The organism is Methanothermobacter defluvii, assembly GCF_003385755.1.
GTDB lineage: Archaea > Methanobacteriota > Methanobacteria > Methanobacteriales > Methanothermobacteraceae > Methanothermobacter > Methanothermobacter thermautotrophicus.
Genome location: NZ_QREL01000004.1, coordinates 20,327 through 35,795, shown reverse-complemented (window position 1 = coordinate 35,795; position 15,469 = coordinate 20,327). Strand labels below are relative to the sequence as shown.

Genomic DNA, 15,469 nt, shown 5'->3' with positions numbered 1-15,469 from the left:
CCAGGATGTTGAAGAACCATTCAGAGAACCATCAGAACCCCGGTGAATCTATATCCTCATAGTATGGTTTTATATCAATAACCGGGGAACCTTCCAGCGCATCAAGGCCCCTGACCCTCAGTATCTCCCCACACTCAAGTAGCTCCACAAGACAGAGCCCCACAGGGTTGGGCCTCGCAGGAGCCCTTGTAGAGAAAACACCCCTTTTCTTCCTTTTACCCCTAGGTACCACCCTTAAAACATTCCTCTCAGCCAGGTGCAGCCAGTATAAAACAAAGATGTGGCTGAAGAGTTCAAGACCGTCCACCGCATCCAGGTACTCTGGAAAGATGTGGATCTCACTCTCCTCGCTGGAAAACCTTCCCTGTGCCGGCGCATCGCTCCTGGTCCTGAAGGGGGACCTTACAACCCCAACGGGCCTTATCCTTATTTCCATGTCACTCATCTCAGCTCCGCTATAACGGTGCATGGTGCGCTGTCAACAGATCCAAGCATCCATGGAACAGCAAACACCCTCCCGGTAACCTCCCGGACACTGTCAAGTTTCATGTCCTCTATGAGAAGGAGGGGGTCTCCGTACTCGCGCCTCTCCATGAAGGCGTTCAGATGGGCCATCCTCCCCTCAGAGGGCCTTGATGAAGTGGATATCGATATACAGTCAATTCCAATAGCCCTTATCCCCTTGAAGTTTCTTCTTATATGGTCTATGAGTTCAGGGTCTATCCATGGATTGTCCCTGAGGTAAACATCCTCTCCCCTGCGTGACCCGAAACCTGTTTTTATGATGAGGAGCTCACAGTCAACAAGGTCAATGTCATCCTTTCCTATGGGGACACCTGGACCCGCATCCACCTCAATGATGGAGACCTCATTGAAGATAAGATCATCTATACTGTATTCAGAGATCCTCCTTCCTCCCTCAATGAAGTGGGCCGGTGCATCTATGTGTGTACCTGCATGGTTGCTGGTCCTGATGGTGTGGGTCTCATATCCATCATTCCCTACAGTGGTGTTGATGGTTATGCTGACATCCTCAAGGGATGGGTGGACCGGTGATCTGTCCTCAAGGTGATAGGAGAGCAGCTCATACATTTTTATTCCTCACACCGTGAATGCAGTTTACTGCACTGCTCTATGAAATCCACAACCATATTATCCCTTAGGTAATAGCGTGCCATCTTACCATCCCTCTCATAGTCAACCATCCCGGCGTTCCGGAGGATCCTCAGCTGATGTGAAACCGCTGACTGGGTTACATCCAGTAATGATGCCAGTTCACATACGCAGAGGGAGTCCAGTGAAAGCGCCCTGAGTATCTTAAGTCGTGTTGGCTCAGATAATATCTTAAAAATGTCACAGATCCCCCTTATCTCATCGATGGAGGGCATTTCAGCCCTCACCCTCAGCACCCGTTCCCTGTCTGTATGCTCAATTTCACAGATATCCCTCTTCATGAAATACTTTATAGATGGAACCGTAGATAATAATAACGCAGAGACTCTGGTGAAATATTCGGATGGATTAAAATGGCGGTGGACTGGATAAGGATAAGGGACCTTGTGGGAGAGGAGCACACCTACAGTACAGGTCCCCGTGGAAATGCAGTGGAGATTCGTGTGAGTGAGAGGAAGATAACCGTGACATACCTTCAGGATGATGAACCCGTGCAGAGGGTTTTTATTAAGTCCAATATTGTCTATTATGATTACAGTTCAGAGCATCTGAGAAAAAAGTACAGCTAGAATTGAATTTCGGCTGATCCGCTTTAAGTAATGGAATGATACCATGAAGACCATCATATTTGACATTGATAAGACCCTCCTTGTGGGTTCCCACTGCCACTTCTACTCCTTCAGGCTGGCATTCAGGGAACTGTTTGATGTTGATGTCAGGATAGATATCGGGAACATGCAGGGGATGACCGATAAGGAGATAATATTCAGGACAGCCGCTGAACATGGCCTTGAAATTGATGAAGACGATTTCAGGAGGATAGTTGACAGGATATCATACAACTACAGGCTGAACCTTGGCAGGGATAATATAAGGGCCCTTGATGGTGCCGGGGCGGTCCTTGAGCACCTAAGGGATGCAGGGATACCCCTTGGAGTTGTAACCGGTAACATTGAACCCGTGGCCTGGCTGAAACTCAGGGAAGCATCCTTTGATACCCACTTCCGGTTCGGAGGCTTCGGTAATGAGGGCTGCAGCAGGGCCTCAATTCTGAGGCTGGCCCTTGAAAGAGCTTCAGGTATCTATGGAAACCTCAAGGCAGGGGATGTTATTGCCGTGGGGGACACACCCCGTGATATTGCAGCCGGCCGGGAAGTGGGTGTTACAACGGTGGGGGTTGCAACAGGCGATTTCAGCATGGATGAACTTGAGGATGCTGGTGCAGACCACGTCCTTGAGGGACTGTTTGATGTTGATGCTTTTCTTGAGATAGCAGGGTATCCTTACCCGGTAACCTCAGAGGTTCCAAGATGATTCCTGCAATCAGATAAGGGATTTGTTATCATGAAAGATATCCAGAATAAAACCAGGAAAAGAGGGCTTTGTATTAAGATCCCTCTAACAATAAAAGACCAGAGAGAGGTGCTCAGATGAAGATCCTTATAACAGGTTCCTCGGGCATGCTGGGAAGCGACCTCGTGGACATCCTATCCCGGAGGCATGAGGTTGTAACATCAGGCTCCCTTGACATCCGTGACCTGGAGGGTGTTATGGAACTCCTCAGGGAGACCCGGCCCGACGCCGTTGTACATGCCGCGGCATTCACAGACGTTGACTGTGCAGAAACAGAGAGGGATACAGCATACCAGGTGAACGTGCTTGGCACCAGGAACATTGCAGCTGCGGCATCGGCTGTGGGGTCATCCATTCTCTACATATCAACGGATTACGTCTTTGATGGAGAAAAAGGTGATGGATACCTTGAATTTGATGAACCAAATCCCCTTAACTTCTATGGTAAAACAAAGTACCTCGGCGAGGTTTCGGTGCGTCAGCTTTCAGAGAGGTTCTACATTGTCAGAACATCATGGTTGTTCGGAAGGAACGGGAGAAACTTCGTGGGGACCATGGTTGAACTCGCTGAGAGGGGTCATGAAATAAGCGTTGTGGATGACCAGTACGGATCCCCGACCTACACCCGTGACCTTGCGGCATCCATCGGGAACCTGCTGGAGAGGCCGGCCTACGGGGTCTATCACCTCACAAATTCTGGTCAGTGCTCGTGGTATGAATTTGCCATTGATATATTCAATGAACTCGGCATGGAAGTGTGCCTGAAACCCGTGAAAAGCCATGAATTCCCCAGACCCGCCCGGAGGCCCTCATTCTCTGTTCTCAGAAACTATAACTGGTCCATGGAGGGTTTCAAACCCCTGAGGAACTACCGGGATGCCCTGCGGGATTACATCAAAGATGCGGGTTTTGTAAAATGAATGAAAGTCTTAGGAGGTGAAGCATGAAGGGAATAGTTCTTGCAGGTGGCTCAGGGACCCGCCTCTACCCGATAACAAGGGCTGTTTCAAAGCAGCTGCTGCCGATCTATGATAAACCAATGATATACTACCCCCTATCTGTCCTTATGCTGGCGGGAATAAGGGACATACTTGTAATATCAACACCCCGGGACCTCCCACTCTACAGGGATCTTCTGGGGGACGGCTCGCAGTTCGGGGTCAGGTTCTCCTACAGGGTCCAGGAGGAACCCCGGGGGATTGCGGATGCATTCATCGTGGGTAAAGATTTCATAGGGGACTCAAAGGTTGCCCTTGTTCTGGGTGACAATGTCTTCTACGGGCACAGGTTCAGTGAAATACTCCGCAGGGCGGCTTCACTGGAGGATGGTGCTGTCATATTCGGTTACTATGTCAGAGATCCGCGTCCCTTCGGCGTGGTTGAATTTGACAGTGAAGGCAGGGTTATCTCCATTGAGGAGAAACCATCACGGCCAAAATCAAATTACGTTGTACCCGGCCTCTACTTCTATGACAACCAGGTTGTTGAGATCGCGAGGAGGATAGAACCATCAGAGAGGGGTGAGCTTGAGATAACATCAGTCAATGAGGAATACCTCAGGATGGGTAAACTCAGGGTCGAGCTCATGGGTCGTGGTATGGCCTGGCTGGATACAGGGACCCATGATGGTCTCCTTGAGGCAAGCAGCTTCATAGAAACAATACAGAAGAGGCAGGGTTTCTACATTGCATGCCTGGAGGAGATCGCCTACAACAATGGCTGGATCACCAGGGAGGATGTGCTTGAAATGGCCGAAAAGCTTGAAAAAACAGATTACGGTAAGTACCTCAGGGACCTTGCGGAGGGGAACTTCCATGGCTGAATTCCGGTTCATAAAAACCAGCCTTGATGGTGCCATAATCATAGAACCCGAGGTGTACACGGACGAGAGGGGATACTTCATGGAGACCTTCAATGAGGCCATGTTCCAGGAAAATGGCCTTGAAGTCAGGTTTGTGCAGGACAACGAGTCCATGTCAGTTAGGGGTGTCCTCAGGGGACTGCACTTCCAGAGAGAAAAGCCCCAGGGAAAACTTGTGAGGGTTATAAGGGGCGAAATCTTTGATGTTGCAGTGGACCTCAGGAAGAACTCAGATACCTATGGTGAATGGACTGGCGTCAGGCTCTCAGATGAGAACAGGAGGGAGTTTTTCATTCCAGAGGGCTTTGCACATGGATTCCTGGCCCTATCAGATGAGTGCATAGTTAACTACAAGTGCACCGAGCTTTACCACCCCGAATATGACTCAGGGATCCCCTGGGACGACCCTGACATTGGAATAGACTGGCCACTTGAAATGGTGGATGATCTGATAATCTCAGAGAAGGACAGGAACTGGAAACCCCTCAGGGAGAACCCTGTATACCTGTGAGGAGATCTGAATGGAGAAGATTCTTGTAACCGGGGGGGCTGGTTTCATAGGGAGCAACTTCATAAGGTACATGCTCCAGGAACACCCCTACCATATAATAAACCTTGACGCCCTCACTTACTGCGGAAACCTTGAGAACCTGAGGGGGGTTGAGGATGACCCCCGCTACACCTTTGTGAGGGGGAGCATAACCGACAGGAAACTCGTGGATGGAATCATAAAGGACGTGGACGCCGTCATTAACTTTGCAGCGGAGTCACATGTGGACCGCAGCATCGAGGATCCAGAGATATTCATAAGGACAAATATCCTGGGCACACAGACTCTGCTGGAGGCCTCAAGGAAACATGGAGTTGAAAGGTTCATACAGATCTCAACCGATGAGGTCTATGGTTCAGCAGAGAAGGGTTACTTCACAGAGGAGACACCCCTGGCACCCAACAGCCCCTACTCCGCCAGCAAGGCCTCCGCGGATCTCATGGTGAGGGCATATCACAGGACCTATGGCCTGCCAGTCAATATAACCCGCTGCTCAAACAACTATGGACCCTACCAGTTCCCTGAAAAACTCATACCCTTAATGATAACAAATGCCCTTGAGAATAAGCCGCTGCCTGTCTACGGTGATGGGATGAATGTCAGGGACTGGATACATGTCCTGGACCACTGCAGGGCAGTTGACCTTGTTCTGCACCGCGGACGTGTAGGTGAGGTCTACAATATAGGGGGTAACAGTGAGAGGAGGAACATAGAGATCGTTGAGCTGATAGTGAGGGAGCTTGGCAGGGATGAATCCCTCATAAGGTTCGTTGAGGACCGCCCGGGACATGACCGGAGATATGCAATCGATGCCAGTAAGATACGGAATGAACTTGGCTGGAAGCCCCTTTACTCCTTTGAGGAGGGTATCAGGGAGACCATAAGGTGGTACATTGATAACAGGGACTGGTGGGAGAATATAAAGAGCGGGGAGTACCTCAGGTACTATGAGAGAATGTACGGTGGGAGGCTGCAGGGTTAGTGGTCTTTTTCTGATGGATGCTATTCCGGATCTCCCCAAGATTAATCTCCATGAAATTCCTGAGAAAGAATATTCCGGATCTCCCCAAGATTAATCTCCATGAAATTCCTGAGAAAGGATATTCCGGATCTCCCCAAGATTAATCTCTATGAAATTCCTGCTTGAGGGATCTGCAAGTATCCCCAGCTGTTTTTTTCCTGTTTTCAGGTGGGCCGCCTCGAGGATGTTCTGGATATCAGAGATGTCCATTTGAAGGACGGCCCTCACTCTCTCCCTGTCAGATTCTGAGAGCTGCGAATACCCCTCGATTATCTGCGACCTGAATTTTGAGGCCAGGTTTGTCCTTCCACGAGCCCAGCGCCTTAGAATGAATGATGGGACCCTTGTGAAGAGTTCAAGGGCTTCAATAACATCGTCCTCGGTTATTTTCATGATCATATCTGTGGCGATAGGTTTATATAACACTAACCCACAGAATGTTAGTAAGTACTTACATAAGTGGTATCATGGTCTCAACAGAGAAGAGGATAACCAATGCTGCAAGGGAACTCTTCATAAAGAGGGGGTACAGGGGTACAGCTACCCGTGAAATCGCATCCCGGGTCGGTGTGAGTGAAGTAACAGTATTCAGAAAATTTGGATCCAAGAAAAATCTTCTCAAAAGGATAATGGATGAGAGCACTGAAAGACTGTCCCAGGTACTTGAAGTCCTTGATGGGGAGGGTGACCCGCGTGATGTGCTTGAGGAAGTCAGCGAACAGCTAATTCGGGTAATGGTCGAGGAGAAGATTGACCTCCTCTTCGTAATGATGGTTGAGAGGGAACTTGAAGAACACGGTTTTGAGGAATGGGAGGTTCCTGATTCAGCTGGCAGATTGATATACAATTCAATTGAGGCTTACCTGAGGAAGAAGATCGATGAGGGCTCCTTAAGGGCTGTGGATCCTGGGACCGCTGCAGAGATTATTGTAAGCTACATCTCACATGCAAGTCTCAGTTCACACTTCCGTGGACATGAAACACCATCAGCCGGGCGGTTCATGGACATATTATGGAACGGTATGGCAGGAGGTGGTATGATTAAGGGATAGTCGCCGGGGGGATCTCAGGGATCTTACAGATACATTCCGGAGGGTTGCTGAAAACCCTGCTTCAAGGATACTTCTAAAGCATATGACAGGAGAGTGCCGGAAGGACGGAGCTCCAAGAATAGAAAGTGCCCTGAAACATTTCCTCCATGGTGATGAATGCTGCTTTGAGTGCAGGTTACTGTCCAGTATCCTTGGACTCATAGTGAAGAGGGGAGCAGATGCCTTTGGCGTGAAGGAGGAGGATATACGGGAACAGATGCATGATCAATACTGGTTCAGGGGCCTCATCAGCGTCCTCAGGGGCATCGGGTTTTTCGGTGTTAACAGGCCATTCATACCCGGAGCCCCCTTCCAGGTTGTATGGAACATTACAAAGCGCTGCAACCTGAAATGTAAACACTGCTATGAATACGCCGGTGAAAAGTCATCTGAAATGAAACCCTCTGAAGGTCTCAGGGTTATAGACACCCTCGCAGACGCAGGTGTAACATCCCTTGCCTTTTCGGGTGGAGAACCAAGCATACACCCCACCATAATAGAGTACATATCAAGGTCCCATGAAAACGGCATGTACACTGCCATGGCAACCAATGGCTACATCTTCAGTGACATGGATGCTTGCAGTAAATTCGTCGATGCGGGTCTGCAGTTTGTCCAGATAAGCATAGATTCAATAAGGCCAGAGGTCCATGACAGATTCCGTGGTGTTGATGGCTCATGGGAGAGGGCCTGTGAGGCCGTTAAAAACTTCTCAGAGTATGACATCCTTGTGGAGGTTGCGACCACTGTAACCTCAGAGAACTGTATGCATCTGTCCGGCATGGGTGAATTCTTCCATGATCTGGGTGCAGACTGGTTCATGCTCTACAACTTCATACCCGCTGGCAGGGGAAATGAGAACCAGGAACTGGACATAAGCCCAGGTGAAAGATACAGGGTCCTCTGTGATGCCCACCACAGTAACCTCCAGGAGAAAATCCAGATACTTTCAACGGCGCCACAGTTCGCACCCATTGCAGCGGGTCTCAGCCATGATAAGAAGATAATACCCACCCACTTCTATAACCCCGAATACACAGAGGAAACTCTTCAGCTGGCTGAATTCATCGGTGGATGTGGCGCTGGAAGATTTTACATTAGCATAGAACCTGATGGCGATATCTACCCCTGCGTATTTTTCCCCCACCGTGAGGATATGCGTGTGGGAAACATTCTCGAAGACAGCTTTGAAGATTTATGGAAGACAAATAAGGTCCTCAAGACCCTCAGGGACAGGGATGAACTCACAGGACACTGCGGATCATGCGAATCAAGATACATCTGCGGCGGCTGCAGAGCACGAGCCCTATCCTACCTTGGGGACATCCGTTCACCGGACCCTGGCTGTGTGAACAACATGAGGGAATGGTGCAGAATCTGTGGAGAAAAAGAGACTGGTGGTGTTTAATTGGACGTCGTGCTTATAAACCCCGAGGACAGGACAGCTGTGAAAAATAAACTGGGCTTTGTTTTGCCGCCCCTCAACCTGATGTACCTTGGAGCCTCCCTTGAAAGGGCATCCTTCAGTGTTAAGATAATCGACGATGACCTCCGGAGAATGGGAGTTGAGGGGGTTGCCAGACTCGTTGAGAGGATCAACCCCTTCATCGTGGGAATAACCGCAACCACCGCAACAATAAGAACATCCCTCGAGTACATAAAGGCCATAAAGGATCGTTTACCCAACGTCCTGACGGTTATAGGCGGTCCTCACCCCACATTTCTCCCTGTAGACACACTGAGGGAGTGCAGGGACCTTGATGTTGTTGTCATGGGTGAGGGTGAGGCCACCATCGTTGACCTTGCAGAGAACCATGAGAGGGGAGGATCCCTGGAGGGTGTTGCAGGTATCACCTACCGCGATGGTGACAGGATACGGACAAACGAACCCCGGGCCCTCATAGAGGACCTTGATGAGATACCCTTCCCCGCAAGGCACCTGGTGCCCTTCAGGGACTATGAGACATCCAGCCAGGACGCCGGGGGGATGATAACCAGCCGCGGCTGTGTCTACCCCTGCAGGTACTGTTCATCATCCCTCATAATGGGTAAGAAGTTCAGATTCAGGAGCCCGGAGAACGTAGTGGATGAGGTTGAGGAACTTGTGGAGGTTTATGGCCTTCATGATATAGCATTCCTTGACGACACCTTCATGCTCCACCGACCCCGTGCCAGGGAGATCTCTGAGGAGATCCGGAGGAGGAACCTTGATGTGAGCTTTGTCACGTCCTCAAGGGTGGATATGGTCCAGGAGTCCCTTCTCAGGGACCTGAGGAACGCTGGAATGAGCACAATATATTATGGTGTTGAATCAGGGTGTCAGCGCGTCCTTGATATGATGAAAAAGGGCATAACCGTGAAGCAGGCCGAGGATGCTGTGAGGGTCACCAAGAAGGTTGGGGTGGATGTCATAACATCCTTCATACTGGGATATCCCGGTGAAAAACCCTCCGAGATGGACCGGACCATAGACTTTTCAATAAAGCTTGACCCGGACTACAGCCAGTACTCCATACTGACCCCATTCCCCGGCACCCCGATCTATGCGGAGCTCAAGAGCCAGGGACTCATTGAAGATGACTGGGAGAATTACACCGTTATAAAGCCGGTTATCAAATACGAGAAGCTCGGACTGAGCCGTGAACTCATCCAGAAAAAACTCGTGAAGGCCTACCTCAAGTTCTATTCAAGACCACGTTACCTCCTGAAGCACAGTTACATGATACGCGTATTCTTCGAAACCCTCTACAGGACCTATATCGAGCCAAAGATCCCCTTCAAAAAGGACAGATGATGGGTATATCTAATGAAATCAAAGCTCCGATGATAAAAAAAGAGTGGTGGTGGGTTCAGGGTGCCACCGGCATTCTGAACACCCCCACATTAACACCTCCAAGGCCCACACGGTTTATTATTCCAATTTTCCCTGACCCTTCAAGTTCAAGGTAGCTTGTTGAATTCCTTATAACCCTGAGACCTGCCGGTTCAAATGCTATACCCCCGTAATCCACTGAACCCGTGATTCTAAGGACGTTGTCAGGTGAAATGGCCAGTGCTGTCCCCCCTATGGTGACATCGGTGCTCAGATTACCGCTGGCCCTCAGATTCTGATGCAGGTCTGCTATGTAGAAACCGCCGGTGTTAACACGGAAGGACGCATTCCTGAAGGTGGAATTTCCGATGAGCACCGTCCCTCCCCCTGCGTACTGAATGGTTGAGTTGAGGTTTTCTATCCTTGAATCGTTGGCAAGTACAACCATTAATCCGCCTGTCTTTGTCCTGATGGTGATGTTGTAGATGTACCTGTTTGACAAGATTATCCTTGCGGTGCCTGTGTCCATTGTAATGTTCAGGTTCAGGTTTTCACCGTTCACCGCATGTTTAACCCCCGGAACTGGGCTTGTGGAATTCCTCTGTGTCTCAACCGTGTAAACCCTTTCTGATGTGTTTGTAAATTCAAGTTCAACGTCGCTGGCATTCGATTCAAGGTTCACAGTCACATATCTGACCTCTGATACCTCGCTTGAGTTAAGTGTGAAGTTCTGAGCCACCTCCTTATCCTTCGGCTGCAGGAGCGGTGCTGCAGATGCAACGATGAATGCAGCCACAAGTACTATGAGGAGGACGGCCCCTGCAATGTTCATCCTGTCCATCATAACACCCCCAGAATCATCATCAGAACTGTTATCACAAGGGCTGGAAGTGCAAATACCGATAGAAATGCCCTTCCGTAGTCGATTCCATGTTCAGCAGCCACGGCAGCCATGGCAGTTGTAATGACCCAGATGTACATCACCACAAGGAGTGCTGTGGATGTAAAGATGGTCCTCCAGAGTATCAGGGTCATGAAGGCAAATATTCCAACCACGAAGGGGGCCGCTGCAAAGCCCATCATCTTGAGGGTTCCTGCGAATGTCCCCTCCCCACCGAAAACCTTCGATGCAATTATGTGGGATATCAGAGCCCATACCAGAAGTTTTATGAAGGAAACAATCAGCACAGCAACTGCAAATAGAATGGGAACTGCAATTCCTGCTCCTGTTGCGGTCGACAACACACCCCCCAGCATGTATCCGAGAAATGCTGATAGGAAGATGTAGAGGTAGATGCCCTGACCTTCAAGACCCCTCTCTCTGACCCTCCTGAAGGCCTCCTCGGGTGATGCAAGGACAAGTATCATGTCCCTGGAAAAGTTCATTATTCTGTTCAAAGAATTAACCTCCCGTCATGTATCTCAATCTTCTCAATCCATATCAACTTCACCGCTCTTCGTACATTTCACAACAGCTGGAAAGGCATTCCCATGGTATCACCTCCCTTTCTCCTTGAGAGAATTACTCAGCCTCCCTCTCAATGAATTCCTTCACGTCCCTTATGGATGACATGAACTGGGCCGGAAATACTATCGTTGAATTTTTCTCTGTGGCTATTTCAGCCAGTACCTGCAGATTTCTCAGTTGAAGGGCCACCGGATGTTTTTCAATCACATCAGCGGCCTCTCCCAGCTTTGCTGCTGAGAGGTACTCCCCCTCTGCAGTGATTATCTTGGCACGTTTTTCTCTTTCAGCCTCTGCCTGTCTGGCCATGGCCCGCTGCATCCCCTCAGGAAGTTTTATATCCTTTATCTCCACCGTTGTTACGTTTATGCCCCATGGTTCGCTGTGCTCGTCTATTATCTCCTTTATCTTCTCATTTATCCTTGCTGTTTCTGAGAGGACCTCGTCAAGGACAAACTGGCCTATGACGTTCCTGACTGTTGTCTGGGATATCTGGTTAACCGCACCATAATAGTCCTCAATTGCAACAACGGCCCTGAGAGGGTCTGCAACCTTGAAGTAGGCAACTGCGGCCACATCTATTGAAACATTGTCCTGTGTTATTATCTTCTGGGATGGTATGGGCATCGTAACTATTCGAAGTGAAACCCTTACCATGCGATCAATAATCGGGATTATTATGCGAAGACCTGGCTCCCTGACGCCTATAACCTTCCCCAGTCTGAAAACAACACCCCTCTCGTACTGTTTAACTATCTTCAGGCTCAGAGAAATAATAACGATTATCACAGCAGCCAGCAAACCTGCAGTTAAAATATCCATATGCACCTCCCCCCATCTTTCCGTATGTTTATCTGGACCCGCGCCCATATCTAGATTTCGATGCGGAACTTGTCCTTCGTAATAGGGTAGTATACTGAAGTTGACAGTTAAAGTAAAACTAAAAACCATGAAAAGGTAAAGTATTTTCAGCAGTCAGATCAACCTCATAATGGGATTGACATGGATTACTGGAAGCTCATAAGAGCCAAGGAAATCACCCTGCTATTCCTCATCATCCTTGACATAGTGCTACTCAGCTACATCTCATTCTACCCCTCAAATCCCCTGACCGTGAACGCCATAAACCAGTTTGACCTCATCCTCTGCATAATCCTATTCATAGAATTCTCAGTAAACCTGAAAAGGGCAGAGGATCGTAAGAAATTCCTGCTGGAAAACTGGCTTGATATAATCGCATTCCTCCCGGTGGACTTCTTCCGGGCATTCCGTTTTATAAGGATAATAAGGGTTGTGAAGGTCATCGCCCTCTTCAGGAAGTATCTCAAGAAGTTTTTCACCTTCCTTGTGGATACACACCTTGACCAGGCTGTGGGAACACTCCTAATTGCACTCGTGGCCGGGACAATGTTCTTTTACATGATGGAGTCAGGGGTCAACAGCTCCCTCCATGGACCCCTGGACTCCCTCTGGTACAGTTTAACAACAATAATCGCCGGGGAGGTCGTGATACCCCCCAGGACCATCTATGGCAAGGCCATAACAAGCATCCTCATGCTGGTTGGTGTCACCTTTGTGGGGTTCCTGACAGCTTCACTGGCCTCATGGTTTGTCAGGAACCCCGAGGAGGAGCGCGAAGTCCATGAAAGGATCGGGGAAATAGAAAGGGGCATAGAGGACCTCAGAAGGGAGGTTGCTGAAATCAAGGAGATGCTGAAGAAAAGATGATTCATCTCAGGAATTTAATCTAGAAAGTTTTCTCATCTGAGACACCGTTACTTTTATACAGCATGGCCCCTTAGCATAAATAAGTAATTCATCAACGAGGATAACATGGCAAGATCATCCTACATAATCATCGGAGCCATTCTACTATTCGGCGCCTACCTCTACGGGGTGACTGCACTGAGTCCAGTGGAACCTGTGGGGCGTCTGGGCTTCGTTAAACTGGCAAACCCTGACATGTATCCAGGGCACCCCCAGTCAAAGGTCCTGGCATCCTACGCGGCCCAGAGGGGATCCAAATGCGCCCTCGTGGTCCATTACGCCGGAAGTTCAAACTACAGGCACTACCGGGAGGGCAATGTCACCATAATAGAACTCGCATACATCAGTTCAGAGTACCGGACCGACATAGACTGGGGCGAGGTCATCGAATCATTCATATTCGGGATCCCGGATGGTAAATACCGCTACCGGGCGGACGGATATGAATTCGACAGTCTTGATGAGGCCATGGATTACGTTGAGAGTGTTGCCAGAAGTAAGGGACAGGAGGGTCCCATGCCCATGGTCTTCCACGGCACAGTCAGGGAGGGTAACGTTTTCATCAATCCTGGCTGCGGTTTCCCGCTCTATGTCCAGATCGCCTGGAGGCAGTACGGTAGACTCGGAGCCTACTATTACATCGTGAAGGGGCTCCTGCATCCCTACCTGAACAACCCCTATGCTGCATATGAACTCAGCCACGCATCTGACCTCCAGAGGCTCTACAATGAGGGCGCCCTTGACTATACCGGATATGATTGATCTTCACCCTTTCTGAGGATTTTAAGGGTAGAAACCATTAAACTTCAATCGATCAGCAGCCCCCAGCCGATTGACCGTTAACTACAATTCCTGCCGGCCCATCAGTTCCCCCATGAACTCTTCACGGATCCCTCTGAATTCTTCGAGTTTCCTGTCAGTCAGGTGCCTGTATAGAACCCTGATACGGGGATTGTTTCCTATCAAGCTCCTTTTTTCATTTAGAAACGTCCAGAAGAGGGCATCCCAGACCCTGCACCAGTCCCCGCGCCGGTGATCACTCATCCTGAGGATGTAATTTGACGATGAGATGTAAGGCTTGGTTGCAATCAGCCCGCCATCAGCATACTGGCTCATTCCATAAACGTTTGGCACCATCACCCAGTCATAGGCGTCTATGAACATCTCCATAAACCACCTGTAGACCTCATCCGGGTCCGTGCCAAGGAGCAGCATTAAATTCCCTATCACCATGAGCCGTTCAATGTGATGGGTGTAGCCGTGCCCCATAACCCTCCCCACAGCAATGTCATAGGGATCTATACCTGTTTCGCCATGGTAGAGTTTAGGATTGAGTTTCCCTCTGTGTTTGAAGAAGTTCCTTGTCCTCTCATAGGGTCCCTTAAGAATATAAACTGCCCTTATGAATTCCCGCCAGCCCATCACCTGCCTTACAAACCCCTCGATGGAGTTAAGTGGCGCATCTGCCTTGAGGACTGCCCTTATAACCTCCATGGGCGTGAGGAGGCATATGTTAAGTGAAGATGAGAGTACCGAGTGGAACAGAAAGGTCTCATCACGGGATATGAAGTCCTGGTAGCTTCCAAAGTTTGTAATCCTCCTCTCAATGAAGTCCTTCAGGAAAATCCTGGCTTCAGTGTGTGTTGTGGGGTAATTGAAGCGGTCCATGGATCCGGGGTTGTCAGGAAATTTCTCTGAAACATACTCCTTCGCCTCCTGTACGTATTCATTTTCTGGGAGTTTCACAGGGGCTGGTACCTGCAGGCCGGGGGGCATTCTCTTCCTGTTTTCGGTGTCAAATGTCCACTTACCACCTGCTGGTCTGGAATTTTCCATGAGAATGGAAAGCCTCTTCCTCTCCCTGATGTAGAATGATCTCAGGAGGAACCTCCCATCCCTGAAGTAACCGTCCATCAGATTCCTCCTGAAGATGAATGGGGCCTCAATTTCAGTTATTTCAAGTCCCAGTTCCATGGAGAGTTTCTTCATTCTCGCCTCAAGTTCATGGTCAAGGAGCTCAAGTGTGTAGACACGGTCATATCCCTCCAGGTGGTCCCTGAGGTACCCCATGTGCGGGTCAGGACTGTATTCTATGTATTCCGCCTTAAGACCCCTTGATTTAAGGTGATCATGGTAGTAGCGCATTGAAGACCGATGGAGTACAAGCTTGTTCTTATGGAATCTGAGTCCAAATACAGGGTCTCCAAAGAAGAGCTGGTCCTCCACCAGGATGAAACCTGAGGTTTTCCCTGCTGCAGGGTGGTCCTCCAGGAGGTGGTGGGGGAATACAATGGCCACAGATTTCTCATCCATATCTATCATTATATTGCATGATAACTATAAATCTAAAAGTTTTTTAGGACTCCGAGACATAAA

19 protein-coding genes are annotated in these 15,469 nt (G+C 49.3%); 11 read left to right on the top strand and 8 right to left on the bottom strand.

What is annotated here, in order from left to right:
* Positions 1–31 precede the first annotated feature (31 nt).
* The 3 genes from tsaA to C7452_RS08570 are packed head-to-tail and all read right to left on the bottom strand — an operon-like array spanning position 32 to position 1,454.
* Positions 32–445, bottom strand: a complete 414-nt coding sequence (gene tsaA / locus C7452_RS08580) for a tRNA (N6-threonylcarbamoyladenosine(37)-N6)-methyltransferase TrmO (protein WP_115892841.1) — start codon at positions 443–445, stop codon at positions 32–34.
* Positions 442–1,092 carry a cyclase family protein gene (locus C7452_RS08575; protein WP_115892840.1) on the bottom strand — a complete coding sequence of 217 codons (651 nt, stop codon included), beginning with the start codon at positions 1,090–1,092 and terminating at the stop codon, positions 442–444. The genes tsaA and C7452_RS08575 overlap by 4 nt, the downstream gene beginning before the upstream one ends.
* Positions 1,093–1,094: 2 nt before the next feature.
* On the bottom strand, positions 1,095–1,454 hold the full coding sequence (locus C7452_RS08570) for an ArsR/SmtB family transcription factor (protein ID WP_115892839.1): 360 nt from the start codon (positions 1,452–1,454) through the stop codon (positions 1,095–1,097).
* A 72-nt stretch (positions 1,455–1,526) separates the two neighbouring features.
* Between C7452_RS08570 and C7452_RS08565 the strand changes: the two genes are divergently transcribed.
* The 6 genes from C7452_RS08565 (at position 1,527) to rfbB (ending at position 5,919) form a co-directional block, all read left to right on the top strand.
* Positions 1,527–1,742: a hypothetical protein gene (locus C7452_RS08565; RefSeq protein ID WP_010877396.1), complete on the top strand. Its 216-nt coding sequence runs from the start codon at positions 1,527–1,529 to the stop codon at positions 1,740–1,742.
* A gap of 43 nt (positions 1,743–1,785) precedes the next feature.
* Positions 1,786–2,487: an HAD family hydrolase gene (locus C7452_RS08560; protein WP_115892838.1), complete on the top strand. Its 702-nt coding sequence runs from the start codon at positions 1,786–1,788 to the stop codon at positions 2,485–2,487.
* Positions 2,488–2,603: 116 nt separating this feature from the next.
* Positions 2,604–3,446 carry a dTDP-4-dehydrorhamnose reductase gene (gene rfbD / locus C7452_RS08555; RefSeq protein ID WP_115892837.1) on the top strand — a complete coding sequence of 281 codons (843 nt, stop codon included), beginning with the start codon at positions 2,604–2,606 and terminating at the stop codon, positions 3,444–3,446.
* A 23-nt stretch (positions 3,447–3,469) separates the two neighbouring features.
* The gene (gene rfbA, locus C7452_RS08550; protein ID WP_115892836.1) at positions 3,470–4,348 is read left to right on the top strand and encodes a glucose-1-phosphate thymidylyltransferase RfbA; all 879 of its coding nucleotides are present in this window, start codon (positions 3,470–3,472) and stop codon (positions 4,346–4,348) included.
* A complete protein-coding gene (rfbC, locus tag C7452_RS08545) occupies positions 4,341–4,898 on the top strand; it encodes a dTDP-4-dehydrorhamnose 3,5-epimerase (RefSeq protein ID WP_115892835.1) in 558 nt (185 codons plus the stop codon). The genes rfbA and rfbC overlap by 8 nt, the downstream gene beginning before the upstream one ends.
* 10 nt (positions 4,899–4,908) lie before the next feature.
* On the top strand, positions 4,909–5,919 hold the full coding sequence (gene rfbB, locus C7452_RS08540; protein WP_115892834.1) for a dTDP-glucose 4,6-dehydratase: 1,011 nt from the start codon (positions 4,909–4,911) through the stop codon (positions 5,917–5,919).
* 90 nt (positions 5,920–6,009) lie between these two features.
* Here rfbB and C7452_RS08535 read toward each other — a convergent pair whose 3' ends face one another.
* Positions 6,010–6,351, bottom strand: a complete 342-nt coding sequence (locus tag C7452_RS08535; RefSeq protein ID WP_170130336.1) for a hypothetical protein — start codon at positions 6,349–6,351, stop codon at positions 6,010–6,012.
* Positions 6,352–6,395: 44 nt separating this feature from the next.
* Between C7452_RS08535 and C7452_RS08530 the strand changes: the two genes are divergently transcribed.
* The 3 genes from C7452_RS08530 to C7452_RS08520 all read left to right on the top strand — a co-directional run bounded on the left by C7452_RS08530 (position 6,396) and on the right by C7452_RS08520 (position 9,843).
* A complete protein-coding gene (locus C7452_RS08530) occupies positions 6,396–7,010 on the top strand; it encodes a TetR/AcrR family transcriptional regulator (RefSeq protein WP_115892832.1) in 615 nt (204 codons plus the stop codon).
* Positions 7,011–7,092: 82 nt separating this feature from the next.
* Positions 7,093–8,457, top strand: a complete 1,365-nt coding sequence (locus C7452_RS08525; protein ID WP_115892831.1) for a radical SAM/SPASM domain-containing protein — start codon at positions 7,093–7,095, stop codon at positions 8,455–8,457.
* Positions 8,458–8,466: 9 nt separating this feature from the next.
* Positions 8,467–9,843 (top strand): B12-binding domain-containing radical SAM protein, encoded by a 1,377-nt coding sequence (locus C7452_RS08520; protein WP_245942919.1) that lies wholly within the window; start codon positions 8,467–8,469, stop codon positions 9,841–9,843.
* Between the two features lie 55 nt (positions 9,844–9,898).
* Here C7452_RS08520 and C7452_RS08515 read toward each other — a convergent pair whose 3' ends face one another.
* The 3 genes from C7452_RS08515 to C7452_RS08505 form a co-directional block, all read right to left on the bottom strand.
* On the bottom strand, positions 9,899–10,705 hold the full coding sequence (locus tag C7452_RS08515; protein ID WP_115892829.1) for a hypothetical protein: 807 nt from the start codon (positions 10,703–10,705) through the stop codon (positions 9,899–9,901).
* Positions 10,702–11,259, bottom strand: coding sequence for a YIP1 family protein (locus C7452_RS08510; protein ID WP_010877383.1), 558 nt, complete (start codon positions 11,257–11,259; stop codon positions 10,702–10,704). The genes C7452_RS08515 and C7452_RS08510 overlap by 4 nt, the downstream gene beginning before the upstream one ends.
* A gap of 124 nt (positions 11,260–11,383) precedes the next feature.
* Positions 11,384–12,148, bottom strand: a complete 765-nt coding sequence (locus C7452_RS08505) for a slipin family protein (RefSeq protein WP_115892828.1) — start codon at positions 12,146–12,148, stop codon at positions 11,384–11,386.
* Positions 12,149–12,328: 180 nt separating this feature from the next.
* On the opposite strand from C7452_RS08505, the gene C7452_RS08500 reads away from it, so the two are divergent.
* Positions 12,329–13,054: a potassium channel family protein gene (locus tag C7452_RS08500; protein WP_115892827.1), complete on the top strand. Its 726-nt coding sequence runs from the start codon at positions 12,329–12,331 to the stop codon at positions 13,052–13,054.
* A gap of 105 nt (positions 13,055–13,159) precedes the next feature.
* On the top strand, positions 13,160–13,855 hold the full coding sequence (locus C7452_RS08495; protein WP_115892826.1) for a hypothetical protein: 696 nt from the start codon (positions 13,160–13,162) through the stop codon (positions 13,853–13,855).
* 81 nt (positions 13,856–13,936) lie between these two features.
* Here the strand turns inward: C7452_RS08495 and C7452_RS08490 are convergent, their stop codons facing one another.
* On the bottom strand, positions 13,937–15,406 hold the full coding sequence (locus C7452_RS08490) for a cryptochrome/photolyase family protein (RefSeq protein ID WP_245942911.1): 1,470 nt from the start codon (positions 15,404–15,406) through the stop codon (positions 13,937–13,939).
* Between the last annotated feature and the right edge of the window lie 63 nt (positions 15,407–15,469).

Coding starts and splice junctions, on each gene's coding strand:
- rfbD (WP_115892837.1), top strand. CDS start 2,604: ATGAAGATCCTTATAACAGGTTCCTCGGGCATGCTGGGAAGCGACCTC.
- C7452_RS08495 (WP_115892826.1), top strand. CDS start 13,160: ATGGCAAGATCATCCTACATAATCATCGGAGCCATTCTACTATTCGGC.
- C7452_RS08515 (WP_115892829.1), bottom strand. CDS start 10,705: ATGATGGACAGGATGAACATTGCAGGGGCCGTCCTCCTCATAGTACTT.
- rfbA (WP_115892836.1), top strand. CDS start 3,470: ATGAAGGGAATAGTTCTTGCAGGTGGCTCAGGGACCCGCCTCTACCCG.
- C7452_RS08530 (WP_115892832.1), top strand. CDS start 6,396: ATGTTAGTAAGTACTTACATAAGTGGTATCATGGTCTCAACAGAGAAG.
- C7452_RS08565 (WP_010877396.1), top strand. CDS start 1,527: ATGGCGGTGGACTGGATAAGGATAAGGGACCTTGTGGGAGAGGAGCAC.
- rfbB (WP_115892834.1), top strand. CDS start 4,909: ATGGAGAAGATTCTTGTAACCGGGGGGGCTGGTTTCATAGGGAGCAAC.
- C7452_RS08560 (WP_115892838.1), top strand. CDS start 1,786: ATGAAGACCATCATATTTGACATTGATAAGACCCTCCTTGTGGGTTCC.
- C7452_RS08575 (WP_115892840.1), bottom strand. CDS start 1,092: ATGTATGAGCTGCTCTCCTATCACCTTGAGGACAGATCACCGGTCCAC.
- C7452_RS08490 (WP_245942911.1), bottom strand. CDS start 15,406: ATGGATGAGAAATCTGTGGCCATTGTATTCCCCCACCACCTCCTGGAG.
- C7452_RS08570 (WP_115892839.1), bottom strand. CDS start 1,454: ATGAAGAGGGATATCTGTGAAATTGAGCATACAGACAGGGAACGGGTG.
- C7452_RS08500 (WP_115892827.1), top strand. CDS start 12,329: ATGGATTACTGGAAGCTCATAAGAGCCAAGGAAATCACCCTGCTATTC.
- C7452_RS08525 (WP_115892831.1), top strand. CDS start 7,093: ATGACAGGAGAGTGCCGGAAGGACGGAGCTCCAAGAATAGAAAGTGCC.
- rfbC (WP_115892835.1), top strand. CDS start 4,341: ATGGCTGAATTCCGGTTCATAAAAACCAGCCTTGATGGTGCCATAATC.
- C7452_RS08505 (WP_115892828.1), bottom strand. CDS start 12,148: ATGGATATTTTAACTGCAGGTTTGCTGGCTGCTGTGATAATCGTTATT.
- tsaA (WP_115892841.1), bottom strand. CDS start 445: ATGAGTGACATGGAAATAAGGATAAGGCCCGTTGGGGTTGTAAGGTCC.
- C7452_RS08535 (WP_170130336.1), bottom strand. CDS start 6,351: ATGAAAATAACCGAGGACGATGTTATTGAAGCCCTTGAACTCTTCACA.